The organism is Streptomyces sp. NPDC107575 (assembly GCF_055657265.1).
On the sequence record NZ_JBVKBG010000005.1, the window covers coordinates 546,302 to 567,790 of the forward strand.

Here is a 21,489-nt window from a genome sequence, read left to right on the forward strand (position 1 = left end):
GGAGAGCCCATGTCCCACACAGCAGGCGGCGACCACTACGAGATCCGGACCGAAGGCGGTGTGTCCGGCCAGGTGGTCGTCGGCCGCGACAACACCGTGTCCCGGGTGGAGGGGCCTGCCGCCCCCGCGGCCGTGAGCGAGCAACAACTGGCCGAGCTGCGCGCCGAGTTCGCCCGTGTCCGCGCACTTCTGCCCGACGACGCCCCGGAGCGGGCCGGTGAACTCCTCGACGAACTGGAGGAGTCCGCGACCGCGCCGGAGCCCGACCTCTCCACCATGGAGTACGTGCGCCGCTGGTTCGCCCGCCACCTGCCCGCGCTCGCGGGCGCCGTCACCAGCCTCGTCGTCCACCCCGTCGTCGGTCAGCTCGTGGCGGCGGCCGGCGGCACCCTCGCCGAGGAGTTCCGCCGACGCTTCGGCGGCGAAGGCGGCGCGTAACCGGCGGCGGTCACGATCGGGCGGACCGCGGGATTGCACGAGGGTTGTATCAGTCAGCGGCGTAGGACAATATGTGTCCACCAGGCCGAGGCATCGGGCCACGGGAAGCCCTGTTCGCACTTCCCTTGCTGGCCGATGCAGTCCCTCGACCGCCGTCTTGCCTACGTCCGCAGGGGAACATGAACGTCGACCGCACCGCCGTGCTCACCGTCGGGGGCCGCAGCTACCGCCACCACCCCCTCGACCGGGTCCTGACACCCGCAGAGCTGGACGAAGTCCCGTACGCGATCCGGATCCTGCTGGAGAACGTGGCCCGCGGGACACCGGAGGCGCTCCCCGAGGTCGTCTCCCGCACCCGCGCCGGATCAGGGCCGTGCGAAGTCCCCGTGCGGCCGAACCGGATCATGCTGCACGACACCACCTGCCTACCCGCGCTCGCCGACTTCGCGGCCCTGCGCGACTGCGTGGCCGAACTGGGCGGGGAGCCCGAGAACCTGCAGCCGTCCGTCCCCGTGGATCTGACCGTCGACCACTCGGTGATCGTCGAGGAGTACGGGCGCCCGGACGCCGTCGAGCGCAATCTGCTGATCGACTTCCGGCGCAACCGCGAGCGGTACGAGATGGTCAAATGGGCCGAGAAGAGCGTGGCCAACTTCCGTGTGGTGCCCCCGGGCACGGGGATCATCCACCAGGTCAACATGGAAGCGCTGGCCCGGGTCGTCTGGACGGACGACACCGGGGACGGGCTGCCCGTCCTCCACCCCGACGTCCTCGTCGCCACCGACAGCCACACCCCGATGATCAACGCCCTCGGTGTGGTCGGCTGGGGCGTCGGCGGGCTCGAGGGGCAGGCCGCGATGCTCGGGGAGCCGGTCACCATCCCATATCCCGAGGTCGTCGGCGTGCGGCTCACCGGCCGGCTGCGCCAGGGTGTCGGTGCCACCGATCTCGCCCTGACCCTCACCGAACTGCTGCGGGCCACGGGCGTGGTCAACAAGTTCGTCGAGTTCTGCGGCGACGGTGTCACCACCCTCGGCTGGGCCGAACGCGCGGCCGTCTCCAACATGGCTCCCGAGTACGGCGCCACCTGCGTCTTCTTCCCGTACGACGAGGAGACCGCCCACTATCTGCGGCTCAGCGGACGCACCGAGGAGCACGTCCGGCTCGTCGACGCCTATCTCACCGCGCAGGACCTCAAGCGCACCGACGACCGGCCCGTGCCGCACTACGACCAGCTGCTCGACCTCGACCTCGCGACCGTCGGGCCGAGCGTGGCGGGACCCCATCTGCCGCACCAGCGGCTGCCGTTGGCGCGCGTGCCGGAGTCCTTCCGCACGGCACAGAAGGTCCGTGGGCAGGACTCGGGGCTGCCGGAAGGGCCCGTCGCCATCGCCGCCATCACCAGCTGCACCAACACGGCGAACCCGGCGCTCATCGTGCAGGCGGCCCTGCTCGCCCGGCGCGCGGTGGCGGCGGGCCTGAGCACCAGGCCCTGGGTCAAGACGTCCCTCTCCCCCGGCTCCCAGGTCGTCGAGGAGTACCTGCGCGCCTCCGGGCTCCTGCCGTCCCTCGAAGCCATCGGTTTCCACATCGTCGGGTTCGGCTGCATGACCTGCATCGGCAACTCCGGCCCACTGCACCCGACGATGGAGCGGCTCGCCGAGGACGGCGCGGTGGAGCCGGTGGCCGTGCTGTCCGGCAACCGCAACTTCGCAGGCCGGGTCAATCCCCGTGTCTCGCACTCCTACTTGGCGTCACCCCCGCTCGTCGTCGCCTACGCGCTGGCCGGGTCCGTCCTCCACGACTTCGACGGCGAGCCGCTGGGCACCGACACCGACGGCCGGCCCGTGTTCCTCAAGGACCTGTGGCCCTCGGACGAGGAAGTCGCCGCGTGCGTCGGGGAGTTCGTGCGGCCCGAGATGTTCCGCGCCAACGCCGCGCGCATCCGCGAGGGCACCCGCGCCTGGCGGGAGATCGAGGCACCGGGCGGCACCCGCTTCCCGTGGCACCCGGAGTCGACGTACGTCCGGCGCCCGCCGCATCTCACCGACCTGCCCGCGCGACCGCGGGACCGGCTGCGGATCGACCGGGCACGGATCCTGCTGCGGCTCGGCGACGACGTCACCACCGACCACATCTCCCCGGCCGGCTCCATCCCCGCCCGCAGCGCCGCCGGCGCCTGGCTCACCGAGCGCGGGGTGGCACGCCGCGACCTCAACCAGTACTCCACCCGCCGCAGCAACCACGAGGTCATGCTGCGCGGCGCCTTCAGCAACGCGGCCGTCGTCAACCGGCTCCTCGACACCACCCCGCCCGGCGGGCACGCGTACGCCGCGGACGGCGACCGGGTCCTGCCGGTGCACGAGGCCGCGCCCGGGTACCGGGAGGCGGGCCATGACCTGGTCGTCGTCGCGGGCCGCAACTACGGTGCCGGGTCGAGCCGGGACTGGGCCGCCAAGGCACAGGCGCTCCTCGGTGTGCGGGCCGTGATCGCCGAGTCGTACGAGCGGATCCACCGCAGCAACCTCATCGGGATGGGGGTGCTGCCGCTGGAGTTCGCGGAGGGCGAGACCGCCTCCTCGCACCCCTTCACCGCCGAACAGGAGCTGTCCTTCGGCGACTTGGACGCCCTGGGCGTCGGAACGAACCACGTCCCTCTCCACCTGCGGGACACCACGACCGGACACCGCACCACCGTGCCGCTCCGGCTGCGGATCTTCTCCCGCCAGGAACTGCTCTACCTGCGGCACGGCGGGATCCTCCCGTACGTGGTCCGCCGGGCCCTTGGCACCGCCTGAGCCCGCACACCCCTCCCCCGTCGCGCCCCTACCACCACGAGAAGAGCCGCCATGCCTGCCTCCCGTTCCGGCCGGGCCGCCGCCGCACCACCACCGGCGCTCCGTCCCACCCGCCGCACCGTGCTGCGCGGGGCCGGCGCCGCCTGCGCCCTCGCCGCCACCGGCGGCGCGCTCGGCGGCTGCGCGGGCCCCGACGCGCACGCGGCCGGGCGACCCACCCCCGCCTATTACCCGGCCTCGTACAAGAAGCTCGTCGACGCATCGCGGCGCGAGAAGAAGCTGCTGATCTACTCGCAGACCTCGCAGACCAACTGGCAGCCCATCTTCGACGCGTTCACGGCGCACTACCCGTGGCTGGAGGACATCCGCGCCACCAACCTCGGCAGCTCCGCCGTCTACGAGCGCTACTACAGCGAGCACGCCACCGGCGGCTCCCCCGCCGACCTGCTCGTATCCAATGGTGGCCCGCTGTGGGCGGACTTCGCGGACCGCGAGGTCGGCGCCGCGTACCTCTCGCCCGAGCGCGACCGTCTGCCGGACTGGGCCCAGATGCTGCCCGGTGTGTGGGTGTTCACGGTCGACCCGTCCGTCGTCCTGTACAACCGCAAGACACTCGACCCGTCCCAGTACCCCAAGGGTCTGATCTCGCTGGCCGAGCTCGGAGAGGCCAAGCCCTCCCGGTTCCGTGGCAAGTTCGGTGTGTACGACCCGACCAACGCGTTCGGCTACTCCACGAACCAGGGGTACACCGCGGCCGTCGGGCACGGCTGGGACACCTTCGGGCGGCTGCTGCCGTTCGCCCGCGCCGACCACTCCTCGGGCACGCTCGTGGAGAAGGTCGTCTCCGGCGAGTACGACGCGTCGTTCAACCTCAGCGGCGGTGTCGCCGTCCCCGCGGCCGACAACAGCGGCGGGCTCCTCGGCTGGGCGTACTGCGAGGAGGGAACGGTCGTCGTGCCGCGCGCCGCGTCCGTGGTGAAGAGCGCCCCGCACCCGGCCGCCGCCCGCCTCTTCCTCGACTTCCTGCTCTCCGCCGACGGCCAGCGCGCGGTCGCCGACGGCGGACTGACCGCGTACCGCGACGGGGTGGACCCCGACGGCCAGGACACCCTCCGGGACATCAAGCGCAAGCTCGGCGCGGACCGGGTGCACCTGTACCGCTATACGCGCGTGCCCGCGAAGACGCAGGAGACGTACGTGGCCCGCTGGGAGAAGGCCATGGGCTGACCCCGCCCGTACCTCTCCAACTCCCCTTCCCCATCGGCCTGTTCGTACGGAGTCGCCATGGCCATCCGGACATCCCCGGCACCCGCACCACCGCGCGGACTGCGCGCGGGCGAGCTCGGCACACCTCACTACCGGCGCCTGTTCGGTGCCGGGCGCGAGGTCACCATCCACTGGGTGACGTTCCTCGTCACCGCCGTACTGGTACTCGCGCCCGTCGTCCCGATCCTCTTCCAGTCGATCCGCAACCAGCCGCTGTACGAGGCGGGCGGCGCCTTCACGCTCTCGAACTACGTGCACCTCTTCACGGAGGCCGGGTTCGGTTCGATCATCCTCAACACGCTCGAATTCGCCGTGCTGACCACGGTGTTCGCGCTCGCCATCGCCGTCCCCATGGCGATCCTCCTCGAACGGACGAAGTTCCCCGCCGCCCGCGTCATCGGCCAGGTGCTGCGCTGGCCGATCTACATCTCGCCGCTCGTCCTCGCGTTCGGCTGGATCGTCGTCTACGGACCGGCCGGCTTTCTGACGACCACCCTGCGCGAGGGCCTCGGCTGGGTGCCGTGGGACCTGTACACGCTGCCGGGGATGGCGTTCGTGGAGGCGGTCGCGCAGGTGCCGGTGGCGTACCTGTTCTGCGCCAATGCCCTTGCTGCGTCGGACACTTCACTGGAGAACGCCGCGCGCACCGTCGGCGCGGGACCGGTCCGCATCCTGCGGTCCGTGGTCGTCCCGATGCTGCGCCCGCCGATGCTCTACGCGGGCCTGCTGATCTTCGGCACGGCGGTCGAGACCCTGTCCATCCCGCTGATCCTCGGCGAGCCCGCGGAGATCACCCTGTTCTCCAGCTTCCTGTACGAGCAGGGCATCGACTCGGTCAGCCCGGACTACGGACTGCTCGGCGCGGCCTCCACGTTCATGCTCGTGACGACGATCGGCCTCGTCGTCTTCCAGGCCCGGCTGCTCAAGCACGCCCAGCGGTTCGTGTCCGTGCGCGGCAAGGCCACCCGCTCGAACCTCCTGGACATCGGCCGCTGGAAGTGGGCGGGCTTCGCGTTCGTCGGGATCTACGTCGTGTTCGGCGCGCTGCTGCCGATGATCGCGCTGGTCCTGCGGGCGTTCACGACGCTGCTCACCCCGCTCGTGAACCCGCTGAAGCTGCTCACGCTCGACAACTTCGAGCTGATCTTCGCGTACGGTCCGTACACCGAGTCCATCACCAACAGCATCACCGTGGCCTTCATCGGCGCGGTCGCGGTGACCGTGTTCGGCACCGTGGTGGTGCTGGTGGCACGCCGGTCCTCCTTCCGCTTCGCCCGCGCCCTGGAGATCGCCGCCCAGTCCCCGCACGCGGTGCCCGGCCTCATCATCGGCATCGGCTTCTTCTGGGCGTTCGCCTGGATGCCGGGTGGGGACGCGGTGCGCGGCACGATCTTCGCGCTGATCATCGCGTTCGGTCTGCGGGCGCTGCCGTCGGCGTACGGGGCGATCTCCCCGGCGACGATGCAGCTGGGCTCGGAGCTCGACAACGCCGCCCGGGTCGCGGGCGCCGACTGGTGGCGCACGGTCTCCCGGATCCTGCTGCGGCTCCTTGTCCCGGCGATGCTCGCCTCGTTCCTGCTCATCTGGACCCAGATGATCCGCGAGTACGCGCCCGCGATGTTCCTCGCCGGGGCCGAGTCGCAGGTCATCGGCACCACCGCCATCGACCTGTGGACGCAGGGGGAGACCGGCTCGGTCGCCGCGCTCGCCACCCTGCAGATCGCCGTCACCGCCGTCGTCGCCGGCCTGGCCGGAATCCTCCTGAAGGGGAAGAGCAATGCCTGAACTGGTCGTCGAGAACCTCAAGAAGTCCTTCGCGGGCAACGCCGTCCTGGAGGACATCAACTTCACCGTCGCGGACGGCGAGTTCTTCACCCTGCTCGGCCCGTCGGGCTGCGGGAAGTCGACAACCCTGTCCTGTGTGGCGGGACTTGAGCACCCGGACGCCGGGACGATACGCGTGGGCGATCGCACCTTCTTCGACGGGGACGCGGCCGGGGCGGTGCCGCCCGAGGGCCGCAACCTCGGCCTGGTCTTCCAGTCGTACGCGCTGTGGCCGCACATGACGATCGCCGACAACCTGGCCCTGCCGCTGAAGCTGCGCAAGGTGTCCAAGGAGGAGCGGCGCCGCCTCATCGACGAGGCGCTCGACAAGGTCGACATGCTGCACCTGCGGGACCGCTACCCGCATCAGCTCTCCGGCGGCCAGCAGCAGCGCGTCGCGCTCGCCCGCGGCATCGTCTACGCGCCCGGTGTGCTGCTGCTCGACGAGCCGCTGTCCAACCTCGACGCGAAGATGCGCGACCAGGCCCGCGTCTGGCTCAAGTCGCTGCAGCGCGAGGTCGGCATCACCACGGTGTACGTCACCCACGACCAGGTCGAGGCGATGTCCCTGTCCGACCGCATCGCCGTCTTCATGCACGGCGAGCTGCAGCAGATCGGCACGCCGACCGAGATCTACGAGACACCCGCCACGCCGGAGGTCGCCGGTTTCATCGGCCGCTGCAATCTGCTGGAGGGCCGGATCGACGAGGCTCCGGGCGAGGCCGGCACGGTGAGCGTCGAACTCGGCACCACCGGGCGGCACTTGAAGGCCAAGCGGCCGGAGGGACTACGGGCGGGACAGAAAGCCACCATCGGCCTGCGCTCCGAACGCATCACCCTCGCCCGGCGCGCGGACGCCGACGCCGCGACCGCCGGCCTCAACGTCCTCCCCGCGACGATCAAGCAGTGCTCGTACACGGGCGCCCGCTTCGAGTACGAGCTGTCGGTCGACGGCCTCGACCTGCACGCCGAGAGCCCGCTCCGGCACGAGGGCGACACCGTCAATCTGCTGATCCGGCCCGAGGACTGCCTGCTGTACCCGTCCCCGGAGGCGGCATGACCACGCCTCGCCCCCTGATCGCGCTGATCCACGCGGTGCCGACCGGCGCCCGGATCGCGCAGCGGGCGTTCGCCCGCGAGTTCCCTCGGGCCCGCCTGTGGAACCTGCTCGACGACCGCCTCCTGGACGACGCCCTCGCGGTCGGCGGCCTCGACGCGGCACTGCGCCGCCGGATGCTCCGCCTCATCGAGCACGCGGTCGAGGGCGGCGCCGACGGCGTGCTCCTGACCTGCTCCTCGTACGGTGACGTCGTCGACGAGGCGCGGGCGCTGTGGGACGTCCCGCTGCTCAAGTCCGACGAGTCGATGTTCCGGGCGGCGCTGACGGGCCCGTACGAGCGCCTCGCGGTGCTCGCCTCCACGCCGCCCGCCGTACCCGCGGCCGTCGGCCAGCTCGACGCGCTGACCGGCGACCTGCGCGCCGACCGCCCGGTGCGCATCACGACCGCGCTCAGCGAGAAGGCGGCAGCGGCCGGCTCGCCGGAGCAGACCGCGCGCCACCTCGCCGAGGCACTGCGGGCCGCGGCGCCCGACGACGGCGTGCAGGCCGTGCTCCTCGCCCAGTACTCGCTCGCCGCTGCGGGCCCGGCCCTCGCCGAACTCCTGGGCGTGCCCGTCCTGGACGGGGCGGGGGCCGCCGCCCGCGCGCTGCGCGCCCGCTTCGCCCCGACCCCGACCCCTCACACGTAAGGAACCACCTGCATGAGCCCCGTGAACAAGACCTATCGCCTCGGTGTCCTCGAAGGCGACGGCATCGGGCCCGAGATCGTCCCCGCGTCCGTCGAGATCGCCGGCGCCGCCGCCGGGGCGGCGGGCGTGAGCGTCGACTGGGTGGGGCTGCCGCTGGGCGCCTCCGCCATCGGGACGCACGGCACCCCGGTCCCGGACGAGACCAAGAAGTCACTCGCCGAGCTGGACGGCTGGTTCCTCGGCCCGCACGACTCGGTGTCCTACCCCGAACCCCACAAGTCCGAGCTCAACCCCTCGGGAACGCTGCGCAAGCACTTTCGGCTGTTCGCCAACATCCGCCCCGCCAAGTCCTTCCCGGGCGCCGAGGCGGTCTGCGACGACGCCGACCTCGTCATCGTCCGCGAGAACACCGAGGGCTTCTACGCCGACCGCAACACCTTCGCCGGGACGGGCGAGTTCATGCCCACCCCCGACACCGCGATCATGCTGGGCATCATCACCCGCGAGGCCACCGAGCGCGTCGCCCGCGTCGCCTTCGACCTGGCCCGCTCCCGCCGCAAGAAGCTGACGATCGTGCACAAGGCGAACGTCCTGAAGCTGACGACGGGCCTGTTCAAGTCGGTCTGTCTGGACGTGGCGAAGGAGTACCCGGACGTCGCCGTCGACGACTTCCACATCGACGCCATGACCGTCCATCTGGTGCGCCGCGCCCAGGACTTCGACGTCATCGTCACGGAGAACATGTTCGGCGACATCCTCTCCGACCTCGCGGGGGAGATCTCCGGCTCGCTCGGCACGGCGCCCTCCATCAACGCCTCCGCCGACCGCGCGATGGCCCAGGCCTCGCACGGTTCCGCACCCGACATCGCGGGCCAGGACCTCGCCAACCCGGTCGCGATGATCCTGTCCGGCGCGATGCTCTTCGAGTGGCTGGCCGCGCGCCACGAGGACCCGGCGCTCGCGCAGGCAGCGAAGATCATCGAGGCGGGCGTCGCCCAGGCCATCGCCGCCGGTACCTCCACCCGCGACCTCGGCGGATCCGCCTCCACCTCCGGATTCACCGAGGCCGTCGTCCGCGCCATCGCCGGAGGCGCCGGACGGGACTGACGACCGCACCCGCGGACGGGTCCGCCGGCCCACGCCCGGCGCGCCCGTCCGCTAACGTGCGCTCGATGACCACCTCATCGACGCATGCCATCGGCCCCGACTTCGACACCCCCGTCGAGAAGCGGTACTTCGAGGACTACGTCCCCGGATCGACGTACACGTACGGCAGCATCACCGTCACGGAGGAGGCCATCCTCCGCTTCGCCGGGGAGTTCGACCCGCAGGACATCCACACCGACCCCGAGGCTGCCGTCACGGGGCCCTTCGGCGGGCTCATCGCCAGCGGCTGGCACACCGCGTCGGTGATGATGCGCCTGTACGCCGACCACTACGTCAGCAAGGTCGCGAGCCTGGCCTCGCCCGGCATCGACGAACTGCGCTGGACGCGCCCGGTCCGTCCCGGCGACAGCCTCTCGATCCGCACCACGGTCCGCTCGGCCCGCCCCTCGCGCAGCAAGCCCGACCGGGGCCTCGTCCACACCGACGTCGAGGTCCTCGACCAGCACGGCGAGACCGTCCTGACCCTGACCGCGATGAATCTGCTGCTCCGCCGCGACCAGCGGTGATCCGGTGTCGGCGGCCGAGGCCCTGTGGCGATCACCGTCGATCGCCTGATAGGCAAGGATGGTGACGTTACGTCAGGGAAAGACGCGAACGGTCGGGGCGGCGGTGGCCGTCACCGCACTCGCCTTGCTGGCGACGGCGTGCGGGGACAGCGGGTCGGACGCATCGGGCGGAGCGGGCGGCGGCCAGGACAGCCAAGTCACCGTCGCCGCCCTGCCGTTGACCGACTCCGCCGCGCTGTACATCGCCCGCGACCGCGGACTGTTCAAGAAGGAAGGGCTCGATGTCCGCATCCAGCCCGTGCAGCAGAGCATCCAGGCGCTGCCCGCCCTGTCCAAGGGGCAGGTCGACGTGATCGCGAGCGCGAACTACGTGACCTTCCTGCAGGCCCAGGAGAAGGGCACGCTCGATGTCCGCATCCTCGCGGAGGGGGTGCGGACGGCGCCGCACATGATGGACGTCCTGGTGCCCAAGGACTCCCCTATCAAGAGCGCGGACGACCTCAAGGGCAAGAAGGTCGCCGTCAACATCCTCAACAACATCCAGACGCTGACGCTCGACGCGATCCTGGAGAAGCGGGGCGCCGGCGGGCCCGCGTACCGGCAGATCGCGTTCCCGCAGATGGGGGCCGCCCTGGAGAAGGGGCAGGTCGACGCGGTGCATGTCGTCGAGCCCTTCGACGGCGCGATTCAGCACGACTTGAAGGCCAAGGTCCTCCTCGACGGCGCCGCGAGCCCCGTCGAGTCACTGCCCATCAGCGGGTACGTCACCACCGCCACGTACGCGAAGAAGAACCCCGACACCGCCGCCAAGTTCAAGCGTGCCATCGAGGCCGCGTCGAGGATCGCCGACGAGGATCCGGCCGTCGTCCGCAAGGTGGTGCCCACGTACAGCAAGGTCAAGTCGGCGCAGGCCGCGTCGATGGGGCTGCCCGCGTACCCGACGAGGACCGACGTGGAACAGCTGCGGCGGCTCACCGAACTCATGCACAAGCAGGGGCTCTTGAAGAAGACCGTCGACCCGTCGACACTCGTCGTCAAGTGACCGGGCGCGGCCGCCGGGACGCCGGGCTCGGCCTCCTCGGCGTGCTGCTGGCCTTCGGTGCCTGCGAGGCGGTGTCCCGCGCGGGGATCGTGCGGGACACCTATCTGCCGCCGGCGTCCGAGGTCCTGACCCGTGCCGTCGAGCTCGCGGGCGACTCCGGGTTCCTCGACGGGGTCGGTGCCACGCTGCGCGCCTGGGTGCTCGGGCTCGCGCTCGCCTGCGCGATCGCCGTACCGGCCGGCCTGCTGCTCGGGAGCGTGCCCGTGGTCGACGCCGCGGTCCGCGCGATCGTGGAGTTCCTGCGGCCGCTGCCCTCGGTGGCGCTGATCCCGCTGGTGTCACTACTGCTGGGCTCCGGCACCGGGACGGAGGTCGCGCTCGTCACGTACGCCTCGGTGTGGCCGATCCTGTTCAACACGATGTACGGCCTCGGGGAGAGCGAGCCGCTGGCCAAGGACACACTGCGCGCCTTCGGCTTCGGGTGGGCCGCGGTGCTGCTGCGCGTCGAACTGGTCGGCGCGGCGCCGTTCATCGCCGCGGGCATCCGCATCTCGGCGGCCGTCGCGCTCGTCGTGGCCGTCGCCACGGAGCTCCTGTCGGGGTTCGGTGAGGGCCTCGGCATCTTCATCGCCCAGGCCCAGCAGGCCACGGACGGCAACCGGGACGTGCTCGCGGGCGTGGTGTGGGCGGGCGCCCTCGGCCTGCTGATCAACGGCGTACTGGTGTGGGGCGAACGGCGGTTGTTCCCGTGGACGCCCGAGCGGCGGGCGGTGCGGGCGTGACGCGGACGATTCAGGCGCCACCACGCCTTCCGCGCAAGCAGGTTGTGCGCCGCCGGTCCGGCGCCCTGCTCCGCTGGCCCGTCCTGGCCCTCGCCGTCGCGCTCTGGGAGGTGGCGGCCCGCGCGCACAGCAGCGTCTTCTTCCCGCCTCCGTCACGCATCGCGCGCCATGCCTACGAGTTGTGGTTCTCGGGGCCGGTCTCCCATGTGTTCCTCACCGACGCCGCGTTCGACACCATCGGCCCGAGTCTCGGCCGGATGGCCGCCGGATTTCTGCTCGCGGCATTCGCCGGGATCGTGCTCGGGGTGGCGATCGGCCGCTCCCGCCGTGTGTACGCGCTGTGCGATCCGGTGCTGCAGTTCGCGCGGGCCGTCCCGCCGCCCGCTCTGGTCCCGGTCTTCGTCGTGGTGCTCGACTTCGGCACGCCGATGCAGATCACGTCGATCGTGTTCAGCGCCGTGTGGCCGGTGCTCGTGAACACGGCGGAGGGCGCCCGCAACACGGATCCGCTGCGCCTCGAGGTCGCCGCCGCGCTGCGGCTCACCACTGCCGAGCGGCTCTGGTTCGTGATCGTGCCGTCCGCGCTGCCCCGCATCTTCGCCGGACTGCGACTCAGCCTGTCGCTCGCCCTGATCCTCATGGTCTTCTCGGAGCTGCTGCCGGGCACCGAGAACGGGATCGGCTTCGTCCTCACCGACGCCCAGTCGCGCTCCGACCTGCTCACCGTATGGGCTGCGCTGGCCCTGCTCGGCGTCCTCGGCTACCTGCTCAACACCGGCCTGCTGGCCATCGAGAAACGTGTCCTCGGCACGGGGAGGACGGCATGACGCCACACCACGGCGAGGAGGAAGGCCCGCACCTGCTGCGCCTGACCGCCGTCAGCCAGTCGTACGGTTCCCATCGCGTCCTGCACGATGTGTCGTTGACCGTGCCGAGCGGCCAACTCCTGTGTGTCGTCGGCCCGTCGGGGTGCGGCAAGTCGACCCTGCTGCGCACGATCGCGGGGCTGCTCCCCGTACAGGAGGGCACGATCACGCTCGACGGGGCGCCGGTCACCGGGGTGCCCGACCGCCTCGCGATCGTGTTCCAGGACTACGGCCGCTCCCTGCTGCCGTGGCTCACGGTCCGCGACAACGTGGCGCTGCCGCTGCGCCGCCAGGGCCTGGGCCGCGCGGAACGGCGGGCCGCGGCCGACCGCATGCTGGCCCGCGTCGGCCTCGAAGCCTCGGCCCGCCGGCACCCCTGGCAGCTCTCCGGTGGCATGCAGCAACGGGTCGCCATCGCCCGCGCGCTGGTGGTCCGCCCCTCGCTCCTCCTCATGGACGAGCCCTTCGGCTCCCTCGACGCACAGACCCGCGAGGACCTGGAGGACCTCCTCCTCGACGTCCACCGCAGCGACGGCACCACGATCGTGTTCGTCACCCACGACATCGACGAGAGCGTCTACGTCGGCGACCGCGTGGTCGCCCTCTCCCCCGCCCCCGACTCGGGCATCGCCCTCGACCTGCGGGTCCGACTCCCCGTGGAACGCGACCAGATCGCGACACGGGGGCTGCCGGAGTTCGTGAAGCTGCGGGCGGAGGTGGGGCGGACGGTCAGGTCGCCGGGCCCGCCTCCTCGAGCGTCTCCCCCATGAGGCGGCGGGCGTACGCGGCGTCGAGGCCAGCCGGGCGGAAGAGGATCCGGTACATGAGGGGTGCGACGACGCCGTCGATGACCGCCTCGACGTCGGGCGTCCGCTCCCCGCGCGCCTTCGCACGCGCGAGGACGACGTCGATCTGTTCGGCGGCGTAGGCGGAGCACTGGCCCGCGTTGCTGCCGTCCGGGTCGCCGAGCAGGGCGTCGCGGACGTAGGCACGCCCCGCGGGTGAGGCCATCTCGTCGAGGAACTGCTCGGCCCAGGCCGTCAGGTCCTCGGACAGGCTGCCGTGGTCCTCCGGCTCCGTTTCGGGCCGCAGCCGCTCGACCGCCACGTCGGACAGGAGCGCCTGGAGATCTCCCCACCGCCGGTAGATCGTCGACGGTGTCACGCCCGCACGCTGGGCGACCAGCGGCACCGTCACCGCGTCCCTGCCCACCTCGGCGGCGAGTGCGCGGACGGCCTCGTGCACGGCCGCCTGGACCCGGGCGCTGCGCCCACCGGGGCGTGCCATCTGCCTGCTCATGGGACCCATGCTAAAGCGAAATCGTTGCGTCTACGGATTCGCGGCTTCCTCGTGCCGTGGGGGCGAGCGCGCGGGCGGGCCGGGTCCGCTCGTAGGCGTGTCCGACCCGCAGGAGGGTGTGCTCGCCGAGGGGGCGGCCGAGCAGCTGCATGCCGATGGGCAGCCCGGCCGTGTCGTGGCCGACCGGTACGGACAGGGAGGGGATTCCGGTGATGTTGGCGGGGGACGACAGACGTACGTAGGCGTCGGACACCGCCTCCACGGTGCCGTCGGCCCAGGCGATCGTCTCCTGGGAGGCCTCGACGGCGGTCGCCGGGACGGCAGGGGCGGCGACCACGTCGACATGCCGGAGCGCACAGGCCCACTCCTCCCGCATCAGCGTCCGCGAGCGCTGGGCGCGCAGGTAGTCCCCGGCACCCATCGCCTCGCCCGCTTCGAGCAGGGTGCGGACGTCGGCCTGGTAGAGCTCGGGGACCGTGCGCAGGGTGCTCTCGTGGTACGCGGTGGCCTCGGGGACCATCAGCCCCCACTGCGTGGCCTGCACGTAGCGTGTCATCGGGATATCGACCTCGACGAGCCGGGCACCGAGGTCCGCCAACTGGCCGATGGCATGCCGGACTTCGGCCTCCACTTCGGGGTGGACGTGGTCGAAGTAGTAGGTCCGCGGCACCCCGACACGCAGCCCCTCGAGACGCGCGTCCGCGCCGGGCCGGTAGTGCGCGGACGGGACATCGAGCGAGGCCGGGTCGTGCGCGTCGTGGCCGACCAGAGCATTCAGCACCAGCGCGGCGTCCTCGACGGTGCGGGCGATCGGGCCGACGTGGTCTAGCGACCAGGACATCGAGGTGACACCCCGGCGGGGCACGAGACCGTAGGTCGGCTTCAGGCCGACGACACCGTTGAGCGCGGCGGGCACGCGGATCGAGCCGCCCGTGTCGGTGCCCAGCGCGAAGGTCGCCATGCCCGCGGCGACGGCGACGGCGGATCCGCCGCTGGAGCCGCCGGCGATCCGGTCGGCGTCCCAGGCGTTGCGGGTCTGCGGCGTGGTCAGGCCGTAGGCGAACTCGTGGGTGTGCATCTTGCCCAGCAGTACGGCACCCGCCTCCGCCAGGCGGGCGGCGACCGTGCTGTCGGCCTCGGCGCGATGACCGGACCGCACCCGGGAGCTGGCCGTCGTCGGCAGGCCCGCGACGTCGATCATGTCCTTGAGCCCCATGGGGATGCCGTGCAGCGGGCCGCGACGGCGCCCGGCCGCGATCTCGCGTTCGGCCGCATGTGCCGCGTCACGGGCATGTTCGGCGGTGACGGTGACGTAGGCCCCGAGCCCGGGCTCCACCTGTGCGATGCGGGTCAGTACGGATTCCACCAACTCGACGGGCGACAACCGCCGTTGCCCGATCGCGTCCGCGGCCTCGCTCAGGGTCATCTCAAACGGCTGCAACGGACTTCTCCTGTTCCGGCGTCTGCGGCTGTTCCGCGCGGTAGGTGAGCGCGGGCGGGGTGTCGCCGAAGTCCAGCTCCCGCAGGACCGTGACGACGGAACGGATGTGCTCGACGGTGGCGGCGACGACCCCGACATGACGCTCGGGTTCGGACATGGGCGGTTCCCCCTTGCACTCCAAACGCAAAACCTTTGCGTTAGTGGACCGTAGCGCCTATGGTCCACTAACGCAAACAGATTGCTTTTAGCGTTCGGTGTCGACTCGAAGGACGGACCCTCATGACCACGACCCCCTCCTGGACCGTCGGTGACCTCACCGTCCACCGCATCGACGAGACGCCCCTGCCGCCCGCCACGGGACCGTGGCTGCTGCCCGGTGCCACCCGTGGCCTCGTCGCCGAACAGGACTGGTTGCACCCGCACTTCGCGGACGCTGACGGCACCCTCCGCCTCGACAGCCACAGCTTCGCCTTCACCGTCGGCGGCCTGCGCGTCCTCGTCGACACCGGTATCGGCAACGGCAAGGAGCGGGCCAACCCCGCCTGGCACGACCTGAGCACCGACTACCTGCGCACTCTCACCGCCGCCGGATTCCCACCGGACTCGGTCGACCTGGTGGTCCTCACCCACTTGCACGCCGACCACGTCGGCTGGAACACACGGAAGGCGGACGGCGCCTGGGTACCCACGTTCCCGCGCGCCCGTTACCTGGTCTCCCGCACGGAGCGCGAGTTCTGGGCCTCGTACGACATGGACCAGGCGCGCGAGCAGATGTTCCGGGACTCCGTGGTCCCGGTGGAGGAGGCGGGGCTGCTCGACCTCGTCGACGTCCCCGCCGAGGGTGTCACCGTCGCCCCCGGCCTGCGGCTGCTGCCCACGCCGGGGCACACCCCGGGCCACGTGGCCGTCGAACTCGCCGGACACGGTGCCACGGCGCTCATCACGGGCGACAGCGTCCACCACCCCGTACAGCTCGCCCACCCCGCCATCGGCGCCTGCGTGGACATCGACCCGCAGGCGTCCGAGCGCACACGCCGGGCACTGCTCGGTTCACTCGCGGGCACGGACACACTCGTCCTGGGCACCCACTTCGCCCCGCCCACGGCGGGCCGCGTCGTCCCCCACGACGGCGCCTACCGCCTCTCCCCCCTCCCGGCCGATCCGGACGGGCACACCCAACAGCCCTCACCCACTTCCCCTGACGGCCCCTCAAAGGGTCGAATGAGAAATTGATCTCGAACGAGGAACCGACCCGGTGGAGGCAGACTCATGACGGACACGCGCAATCGGCTGCGGGAGATCCTGCGGGAGCGGTCGGCGGTGCTCGCGCCAGGTGTGTACGACGGGTTGTCGGCGTCGCTGACGGCGGGCGCCGGATTCCGTGCGGCCTATATGTCGGGCGCGGCCGTGGCCGCCGCGAACGGGCTGCCGGACATCGGGCTCGCCACGCAGACGGAGATGGTGCGGCAGGCCGGGCTGCTCGCCGGGGTGTTGGACGTCCCGCTGATCGCCGACGCGGACACCGGGTTCGGCGACATCACGCACACGTACCGGACCGTCCAGCTGTACGAGCAGGCCGGGGTGGCCGCGATCCAGCTGGAGGACCAGGAGTTCCCCAAGCGCTGCGGGCACCTCGACGCCAAGCGCGTGGTGGACGCCGGGGAATTCGCCGCGAAGATCGAGGCGGCGGCCGAGGCGCGCCGCGATCCGGACACCGTGCTCATCGCCCGCACCGACTGCCGCGCCACGCACGGCTTCGACGAGGCCGTGCGCCGGGTCAACCGGTACGTCGAGGCGGGCGCGGACCTGGTGTTCGTCGAGGCGCCGCAGACGGTGGAGGAGGTGCGGCGGGTGCCGTCCGAGGTCGCCGCGCCCGCGCTCTTCAACCTCGTCCCCGGCGGCAAGACACCGGAAGCGGACCTCGACGTGCTGCGCGAGGCCGGATACGCGCTGGTCATCATGCCGCTCCTCAACGTCGGCAGTGCCGCGGCCGCGATGCGCGACGCCCTGGCCCGCGCGGCCACCGGCGACCTCGACACCGCCGGGCAGCTGCCGGTGCGCGGCTTGTTCGACTCCGTCGGCCTCGGCTTCTGGGAGGACCTGCGGGGCCGGTACGACAAGGAGGCCGGGCCCCGCGACTGACCGGGGGCCCGGTTCAGCCCACCGGGCGGGCGGCCGCGGCTGCAGGGTGGCGGCGCCGGTGGCCGACACATCGCAGCCGAACGGGGCGGGCAGTAAGGCCTGACCTGCCGGGGGCGCCGCGCCGGTCACCACCAGGCGCGGCGCGCCCGCAGGCTTCCGGTGTCCACGCAGCCGGCGCCGTTGACGACCTCCTCGGTGTCCAGGCTCCAGCCGACGACACCGTTGCCCTTGCGGCCGAGTTCGATGAGGCGCTGGGACGTGTTCCGGGTGCCTTCCTGCACCTGGCACTCCAGGACCGACGTCCACGCCCTCCCATCGAGGGCCGAGCCGAAGGCGAGCAGCGGCAGCACGACCACGGTCAGCAGCAGGGAGAGTCCCTGTTCCCACCGGTGCCCGCTGACCACCCCCAGCCGCAGCGCGTACGCCACGGCCCCGGTGCCGAGCCCCCACCAGGGGCCGTAGAAGCAGGCGGCGATGATCCCGACGGCGACCGGATTGACGAGGGTGAGCGCCACCCGCCGTGCCGCCCGCGCCACCCCGCTCCCCTTCGGCACGGAGCCGCGCGCGGCGAACAGGGCGAACACGACGCGGGACACCACGACGCCGAACACCGAGCCGAGGGCGGGTTCGGTGAGCAGCATGCCGATGAGCACGTCCGGCCAGTTGCCCAGCTCCATCCCGACGAACACGTCCCGGGCGGGCTCCCCTCCGCCCACCGTGTAGGCCACCTTCACGGTGGGGATCGCGAGGGCGAGCGCCATCAGGAGCGTGTGCCCGGGTCCGCCCTTGCGGTCGAGCGACTGCTCCTGCGGTGTGGGCGGGGGTGCGTCGTGTACGGCTGTGCCAGGCATGCGGGCCATGAAACAGGGCGTGATCTGCCGCTACGGCGCCGACACGGCGGGCGGGGCGGCAGGGTCACCGGCTGGCGGAACCCGGACGCCTCACCAGACCGGCCGCAACGGCGGAATCGTGTCGCCCGCCAACGTGCGGACGATGGCGGCGAGTTCCGCGCGCGGCATCTCCCGCCCGGCTTCGCGGAGCCGGGCGGCCAGGTGCCCCTCCAGGTCATGGAGGATGCGTCCGGCCACGGCGAGGTGCTCCGTGGCCTTGTCGGTCAGCACGACGAGCTTGCGGCGGCCGCCCGCGGGGTGCGGCCGCCGTTCGACGTATCCCCGCTTCTCCAGGTCGTCGATGATCTGGCCGGCGGCCTGTTTGGTGACGCCGAGGCCCTCGGCGAGCTCGCTGCTGGTCGCGCCGGAGTTCTTCAGCATCTGGAAGACCAGGCCGTGCACGGGGCGGAGGTCGGCGTATCCGGCGGCGTCCACGCGGCTCACGAACTCGGTGAGGACCAACTGGAACGCCATCCCGAGCAGGAAGGTCAGTTCGGTGCGCTCGAGGGGGTCACTGGTCGCCATGCCCTCATCTTGACACACCTGAATAAAGTGGCTTTACTCGCGACGAGTAAAGCCACTTTACACAGGAGGAGTCATGAGCGTGATCAGTGAAAGTGCACAGCGAACGACCAAGAGCCCGGCCGGCACGACGTTCGGTCTCGCGGCCCCCAGCCAGGGCAGCACCGAAGTCAGCACGTGGCGGGTGGAGTTGAACGCCGAGTCCGGCACGCCGGTGCACATCATCGACCGTGAGCAGGTCTGGATGCCGCTGGGCGGCGAGTTCGAGGTGGACGTCGAGGGCGAGGTCGAGCGGGCCACGGCCGGGCAGGTGGTCGTCCTGCCCGCCGGGGTCGTACGGCAGGTGAGGGCGGTGGGCGGGCCCGCCCAGGCGCTGGTCGCCATGGCGGTCGGCGGCAGGGCGATGCTGCCCGGCAAGGAGGAGGACAGGATCCCGCTCCCGTGGGCCGAGTGACGCCCGCTACACGTCGATCACCAGGTCCTCCCGCGGCGTCGAACAGCACAGCAGGATCTTGTTGTCGGCGATCTCGCGGGGCCGAATGCCGCCCGCGTGCCGCATGTCGACCGACCCGGACAGGAGGGTCGTCTTGCAGGTGCCGCACAGGCCCTGCGCGCACGACGCGGGGAGCGTGATGCCCTCGCGGGCCGCGGCCGCCAGGACCGGGGTCTCCGCGTCGCACTCGACGGTGCGGCCGGTGCGGGCGAGCTGGACCTTGAAGCCGGTGCCGGGTTCGGCCGCCGCCGGTGCGTCGAACGTGAAGCTCTCCTCGTGGTGGTGGGTCATGTCGAAGCACTCGGACGTGAGGATCTCTCGTACCGCCCGCATGTAGCCGGCCGGGCCGCAGGTGAAGACCTCGCGTTCCGCGAAGTCGGGGGCCACCGCGTGCAGCACCTGGGCGTTCAGCTGCTCGCCGTGGTCGTCGAGGAGATGGCGGATCCGGACGTTGGGGGACGCCGCGGCGATGAAGTCCAGTTCGCGGCGGAAGATGATGTCGTCGAAGGTACGGGCGCTGTGGACGAAGACGACGTCGACGGGATGGGCCAGGTCGTACAGCGTGCGGGTCATCGACATCAGCGGGGTGACACCGCTGCCCGCCGAGAGGAACAGGTATTTCGGGGCGGGGTGCCGCCTGATGGTGAACCGGCCGAGGGGGCCGCGCGCCCACACTGTGCCGCCCGGTGCCAGGTGGTCGTGCAGCCAGTTCGACACATGGCCGCCGGGGACGCGTTTCACCGTGATGGTGGCGAGGTCGGGGCGGGTGGGCGCCGAGGAGAGGGTGTAGCAGCGCTCGACGGGCTCGCCGTCGATGTCCAGGCAGAGCGTGAGGAACTGGCCGGGGTCGTGCCGGAAGAGCCGCGGCTCGGTGGGCGCGAGGACGAAGGTGCGCACGTCCGCCGTCACGTCGTGCACCTGCCGGCACACCAGCAGGCCGTCGGCCCAGGCGGGCGGGGATCCCGCCGCCGTCGGCGTCGCCGTCGTCATGGCCCCTCCATGTGCGCCTTGAGCCGGGTGATGTACCAGGTGACGAAGTCCTCGACCTGGGATTCGGTCGGACTGTAGGGACCTGGTGCGTAAGCGGGGCTGCTCACGCCGAGTTGGGCCCGGGAGACGAAGACCGCGTCCTGTTCGTTGGTGGCCACCCAGACACCGGTCAGCGTGTCGAGGTCGTAGTCGACGCCCTCCTCGGCGTCCGCGTGCACGAGCCATGTGGTGCGGACGAGGGTGCGGTCGGCGGCGAGCGGGACGACGGAGAACAGCACCGCGTGGTCCGCCGAGAAGTGGAACCAGGCGTTGGGCTGCAGATGGAGGCCCAGGTGGCCGAGGCGCGCGGTGGGGAAGTCGGCGAGCAGCCGGCGCACGGCGGCCTTGCCGTCGGGGGTGAAGGACTCCCCCGCGAGGTCGAGCGGTTCGCGCTGGATGCGGAAGCCGGTGGGGCGCTCGACCAGGTCCTCGATGGTGGCGTGGGGCAGGCCGAGGGACTCGTACGTGGCGCGGGCTTCGGCGTCGGCCTTCTGGAAGCGCTCGAAGGTGGCCCGCATGCCGGGCGGCACCTCGTCCTCGGTGAAGTTGTAGAGCGGGAAGTAGCAGCGCTGGAGCTCGGGGTGGCCCGCGCAGTGGTAGCACTCGCGGTTGTTCTCCATGGTGAGCTTCCAGTTGCCGTGCTCGACGAGGTCGATCTGCTGGGCCACTTTGGCGCGGGCCAGGTTGTGCGGCGCGAGGTAGGGCTCGACGAGGGCCGCGAACTCGTCGAAGTCGGCGGGCGGTTCAGCCGCGAGGGACAGGAAGACGAGGCCCGCGACCGTGCGCAGATGGACGGGACGCAGGCCGAAGCAGGAGCGGTCGAAGTCGGCCGCCTGCGATTCGGCGTGCAGCAACTGCCCGTCGACGCCGTACGTCCAGTGGTGGTAGCCGCAGACGATGTTGCCGACGGAGCCGCGCTCGTCGTTGAGGATGCGGGTGCCCCGGTGGCGGCACACGTTGTGGAACGCCCGCACCTCCTCGTCGTCGTCACGCACGACGATGACGGAGTAGGGGCCGACCGTGAGCGTGATGTAGTCACCGGGTTCGGGGAGTTCGGCCTCGGCGGCGGCGAAGATCCAGCTGCGGGCGAAGACGGCGTCGACGTCGAGGCGGAAGAACGCGTCGCTGACGTAGAAGGGTGCTTCGAGGCTGTGGCCCGCTGCGCGGCGGGCGACGAGGTCGGCGGGTGCGGTGCCGGAGGAGGCGTGAACGGTCATGATTTTCGCTCCGGGGAC

Annotated in this window: 22 protein-coding genes; 15 read left to right on the plus strand and 7 right to left on the minus strand. The window is 71.5% G+C overall.

Translation table 11 applies throughout. From position 1 onward, the window contains the following. Positions 1-9: 9 nt before the first annotated feature. The 12 genes from ACZ7L4_RS27205 to ACZ7L4_RS27260 all read left to right on the plus strand — a co-directional run bounded on the left by ACZ7L4_RS27205 (position 10) and on the right by ACZ7L4_RS27260 (position 13,208). On the plus strand, positions 10-438 hold the full coding sequence (locus ACZ7L4_RS27205; protein ID WP_472106519.1) for a hypothetical protein: 429 nt from the start codon (positions 10-12) through the stop codon (positions 436-438). A 179-nt stretch (positions 439-617) separates the two neighbouring features. After that, the gene (gene acnA / locus ACZ7L4_RS27210; RefSeq protein WP_472106521.1) at positions 618-3,236 is read left to right on the plus strand and encodes an aconitate hydratase AcnA; all 2,619 of its coding nucleotides are present in this window, start codon (positions 618-620) and stop codon (positions 3,234-3,236) included. Between the two features lie 51 nt (positions 3,237-3,287). Continuing rightward, positions 3,288-4,463, plus strand: coding sequence for an ABC transporter substrate-binding protein (locus tag ACZ7L4_RS27215; protein ID WP_472106523.1), 1,176 nt, complete (start codon positions 3,288-3,290; stop codon positions 4,461-4,463). A 57-nt stretch (positions 4,464-4,520) separates the two neighbouring features. Continuing rightward, positions 4,521-6,287 carry an ABC transporter permease gene (locus ACZ7L4_RS27220; protein ID WP_472106525.1) on the plus strand — a complete coding sequence of 589 codons (1,767 nt, stop codon included), beginning with the start codon at positions 4,521-4,523 and terminating at the stop codon, positions 6,285-6,287. Beyond that, positions 6,280-7,386 (plus strand): ABC transporter ATP-binding protein, encoded by a 1,107-nt coding sequence (locus ACZ7L4_RS27225; RefSeq protein ID WP_472106527.1) that lies wholly within the window; start codon positions 6,280-6,282, stop codon positions 7,384-7,386. The genes ACZ7L4_RS27220 and ACZ7L4_RS27225 overlap by 8 nt, the downstream gene beginning before the upstream one ends. Beyond that, positions 7,383-8,075: an aspartate/glutamate racemase family protein gene (locus tag ACZ7L4_RS27230; RefSeq protein WP_472106529.1), complete on the plus strand. Its 693-nt coding sequence runs from the start codon at positions 7,383-7,385 to the stop codon at positions 8,073-8,075. The genes ACZ7L4_RS27225 and ACZ7L4_RS27230 overlap by 4 nt, the downstream gene beginning before the upstream one ends. Before the next feature lie 12 nt (positions 8,076-8,087). Further along, on the plus strand, positions 8,088-9,182 hold the full coding sequence (locus ACZ7L4_RS27235; protein WP_472106531.1) for an isocitrate/isopropylmalate dehydrogenase family protein: 1,095 nt from the start codon (positions 8,088-8,090) through the stop codon (positions 9,180-9,182). Positions 9,183-9,247: 65 nt separating this feature from the next. Further along, positions 9,248-9,748 (plus strand): MaoC family dehydratase, encoded by a 501-nt coding sequence (locus tag ACZ7L4_RS27240; RefSeq protein ID WP_472106533.1) that lies wholly within the window; start codon positions 9,248-9,250, stop codon positions 9,746-9,748. A gap of 61 nt (positions 9,749-9,809) precedes the next feature. Further along, positions 9,810-10,790 (plus strand): ABC transporter substrate-binding protein, encoded by a 981-nt coding sequence (locus tag ACZ7L4_RS27245; protein ID WP_472106535.1) that lies wholly within the window; start codon positions 9,810-9,812, stop codon positions 10,788-10,790. Then, on the plus strand, positions 10,787-11,572 hold the full coding sequence (locus ACZ7L4_RS27250) for an ABC transporter permease (RefSeq protein ID WP_472106536.1): 786 nt from the start codon (positions 10,787-10,789) through the stop codon (positions 11,570-11,572). Before ACZ7L4_RS27245 ends, ACZ7L4_RS27250 begins: the two co-directional genes overlap by 4 nt. Continuing rightward, entirely contained in the window at positions 11,569-12,399 is an 831-nt protein-coding gene (locus ACZ7L4_RS27255) for an ABC transporter permease (protein WP_472106538.1), read from the plus strand. Before ACZ7L4_RS27250 ends, ACZ7L4_RS27255 begins: the two co-directional genes overlap by 4 nt. Positions 12,400-12,431: 32 nt before the next feature. Next, positions 12,432-13,208, plus strand: coding sequence for an ABC transporter ATP-binding protein (locus ACZ7L4_RS27260; RefSeq protein WP_472107365.1), 777 nt, complete (start codon positions 12,432-12,434; stop codon positions 13,206-13,208). Here the strand turns inward: ACZ7L4_RS27260 and ACZ7L4_RS27265 are convergent. From ACZ7L4_RS27265 to ACZ7L4_RS27275, 3 genes are read right to left on the minus strand one after another with little or no spacing between them, the layout of a single operon-like run. Beyond that, on the minus strand, positions 13,168-13,737 hold the full coding sequence (locus tag ACZ7L4_RS27265) for a TetR/AcrR family transcriptional regulator (RefSeq protein ID WP_472106540.1): 570 nt from the start codon (positions 13,735-13,737) through the stop codon (positions 13,168-13,170). The two genes, ACZ7L4_RS27260 and ACZ7L4_RS27265, sit on opposite strands and share 41 nt — an antisense overlap. Positions 13,738-13,747: 10 nt before the next feature. Next, positions 13,748-15,163, minus strand: a complete 1,416-nt coding sequence (locus ACZ7L4_RS27270; protein WP_472107367.1) for an amidase — start codon at positions 15,161-15,163, stop codon at positions 13,748-13,750. Between the two features lies 1 nt (position 15,164). Beyond that, a complete protein-coding gene (locus tag ACZ7L4_RS27275; protein ID WP_472106542.1) occupies positions 15,165-15,335 on the minus strand; it encodes a hypothetical protein in 171 nt (56 codons plus the stop codon). Positions 15,336-15,457: 122 nt separating this feature from the next. Between ACZ7L4_RS27275 and ACZ7L4_RS27280 the strand changes: the two genes are divergently transcribed. Together ACZ7L4_RS27280 and ACZ7L4_RS27285 are read left to right on the plus strand one after the other, a co-directional pair. After that, the gene (locus ACZ7L4_RS27280) at positions 15,458-16,411 is read left to right on the plus strand and encodes an MBL fold metallo-hydrolase (protein ID WP_472106544.1); all 954 of its coding nucleotides are present in this window, start codon (positions 15,458-15,460) and stop codon (positions 16,409-16,411) included. A 36-nt stretch (positions 16,412-16,447) separates the two neighbouring features. Next, a complete protein-coding gene (locus ACZ7L4_RS27285; protein ID WP_472106546.1) occupies positions 16,448-17,320 on the plus strand; it encodes an isocitrate lyase/PEP mutase family protein in 873 nt (290 codons plus the stop codon). Positions 17,321-17,445: 125 nt separating this feature from the next. Here the strand turns inward: ACZ7L4_RS27285 and ACZ7L4_RS27290 are convergent, their stop codons facing one another. Then, on the minus strand, positions 17,446-18,171 hold the full coding sequence (locus tag ACZ7L4_RS27290) for a hypothetical protein (RefSeq protein WP_472106548.1): 726 nt from the start codon (positions 18,169-18,171) through the stop codon (positions 17,446-17,448). A gap of 90 nt (positions 18,172-18,261) precedes the next feature. Then, positions 18,262-18,735 carry a MarR family winged helix-turn-helix transcriptional regulator gene (locus tag ACZ7L4_RS27295; RefSeq protein WP_472106549.1) on the minus strand — a complete coding sequence of 158 codons (474 nt, stop codon included), beginning with the start codon at positions 18,733-18,735 and terminating at the stop codon, positions 18,262-18,264. Positions 18,736-18,808: 73 nt separating this feature from the next. Here ACZ7L4_RS27295 and ACZ7L4_RS27300 point away from each other — a divergent pair, with 73 nt between their 5' ends. Beyond that, complete coding sequence (locus ACZ7L4_RS27300) at positions 18,809-19,186, plus strand: cupin domain-containing protein (protein WP_472106551.1); 378 nt, start codon at positions 18,809-18,811, stop codon at positions 19,184-19,186. Between the two features lie 6 nt (positions 19,187-19,192). Here the strand turns inward: ACZ7L4_RS27300 and ACZ7L4_RS27305 are convergent, their stop codons facing one another. Then, on the minus strand, positions 19,193-20,215 hold the full coding sequence (locus ACZ7L4_RS27305; RefSeq protein ID WP_472106553.1) for an FAD-binding oxidoreductase: 1,023 nt from the start codon (positions 20,213-20,215) through the stop codon (positions 19,193-19,195). Next, the gene (locus ACZ7L4_RS27310) at positions 20,212-21,471 is read right to left on the minus strand and encodes an aromatic ring-hydroxylating oxygenase subunit alpha (RefSeq protein WP_472106555.1); all 1,260 of its coding nucleotides are present in this window, start codon (positions 21,469-21,471) and stop codon (positions 20,212-20,214) included. Before ACZ7L4_RS27310 ends, ACZ7L4_RS27305 begins: the two co-directional genes overlap by 4 nt. Positions 21,472-21,489: the final 18 nt, after the last annotated feature.

Coding starts and splice junctions, on each gene's coding strand:
- ACZ7L4_RS27240 (WP_472106533.1), top strand. CDS start 9,248: ATGACCACCTCATCGACGCATGCCATCGGCCCCGACTTCGACACCCCC.
- ACZ7L4_RS27270 (WP_472107367.1), bottom strand. CDS start 15,163: ATGACCCTGAGCGAGGCCGCGGACGCGATCGGGCAACGGCGGTTGTCG.
- ACZ7L4_RS27280 (WP_472106544.1), top strand. CDS start 15,458: ATGACCACGACCCCCTCCTGGACCGTCGGTGACCTCACCGTCCACCGC.
- ACZ7L4_RS27300 (WP_472106551.1), top strand. CDS start 18,809: ATGAGCGTGATCAGTGAAAGTGCACAGCGAACGACCAAGAGCCCGGCC.
- ACZ7L4_RS27285 (WP_472106546.1), top strand. CDS start 16,448: ATGACGGACACGCGCAATCGGCTGCGGGAGATCCTGCGGGAGCGGTCG.
- ACZ7L4_RS27310 (WP_472106555.1), bottom strand. CDS start 21,471: ATGACCGTTCACGCCTCCTCCGGCACCGCACCCGCCGACCTCGTCGCC.
- ACZ7L4_RS27230 (WP_472106529.1), top strand. CDS start 7,383: ATGACCACGCCTCGCCCCCTGATCGCGCTGATCCACGCGGTGCCGACC.
- ACZ7L4_RS27290 (WP_472106548.1), bottom strand. CDS start 18,171: ATGCCTGGCACAGCCGTACACGACGCACCCCCGCCCACACCGCAGGAG.
- ACZ7L4_RS27235 (WP_472106531.1), top strand. CDS start 8,088: ATGAGCCCCGTGAACAAGACCTATCGCCTCGGTGTCCTCGAAGGCGAC.
- ACZ7L4_RS27220 (WP_472106525.1), top strand. CDS start 4,521: ATGGCCATCCGGACATCCCCGGCACCCGCACCACCGCGCGGACTGCGC.
- ACZ7L4_RS27225 (WP_472106527.1), top strand. CDS start 6,280: ATGCCTGAACTGGTCGTCGAGAACCTCAAGAAGTCCTTCGCGGGCAAC.
- acnA (WP_472106521.1), top strand. CDS start 618: ATGAACGTCGACCGCACCGCCGTGCTCACCGTCGGGGGCCGCAGCTAC.
- ACZ7L4_RS27265 (WP_472106540.1), bottom strand. CDS start 13,737: ATGAGCAGGCAGATGGCACGCCCCGGTGGGCGCAGCGCCCGGGTCCAG.
- ACZ7L4_RS27275 (WP_472106542.1), bottom strand. CDS start 15,335: ATGTCCGAACCCGAGCGTCATGTCGGGGTCGTCGCCGCCACCGTCGAG.
- ACZ7L4_RS27305 (WP_472106553.1), bottom strand. CDS start 20,215: ATGACGACGGCGACGCCGACGGCGGCGGGATCCCCGCCCGCCTGGGCC.
- ACZ7L4_RS27205 (WP_472106519.1), top strand. CDS start 10: ATGTCCCACACAGCAGGCGGCGACCACTACGAGATCCGGACCGAAGGC.
- ACZ7L4_RS27215 (WP_472106523.1), top strand. CDS start 3,288: ATGCCTGCCTCCCGTTCCGGCCGGGCCGCCGCCGCACCACCACCGGCG.
- ACZ7L4_RS27295 (WP_472106549.1), bottom strand. CDS start 18,735: ATGGCGACCAGTGACCCCCTCGAGCGCACCGAACTGACCTTCCTGCTC.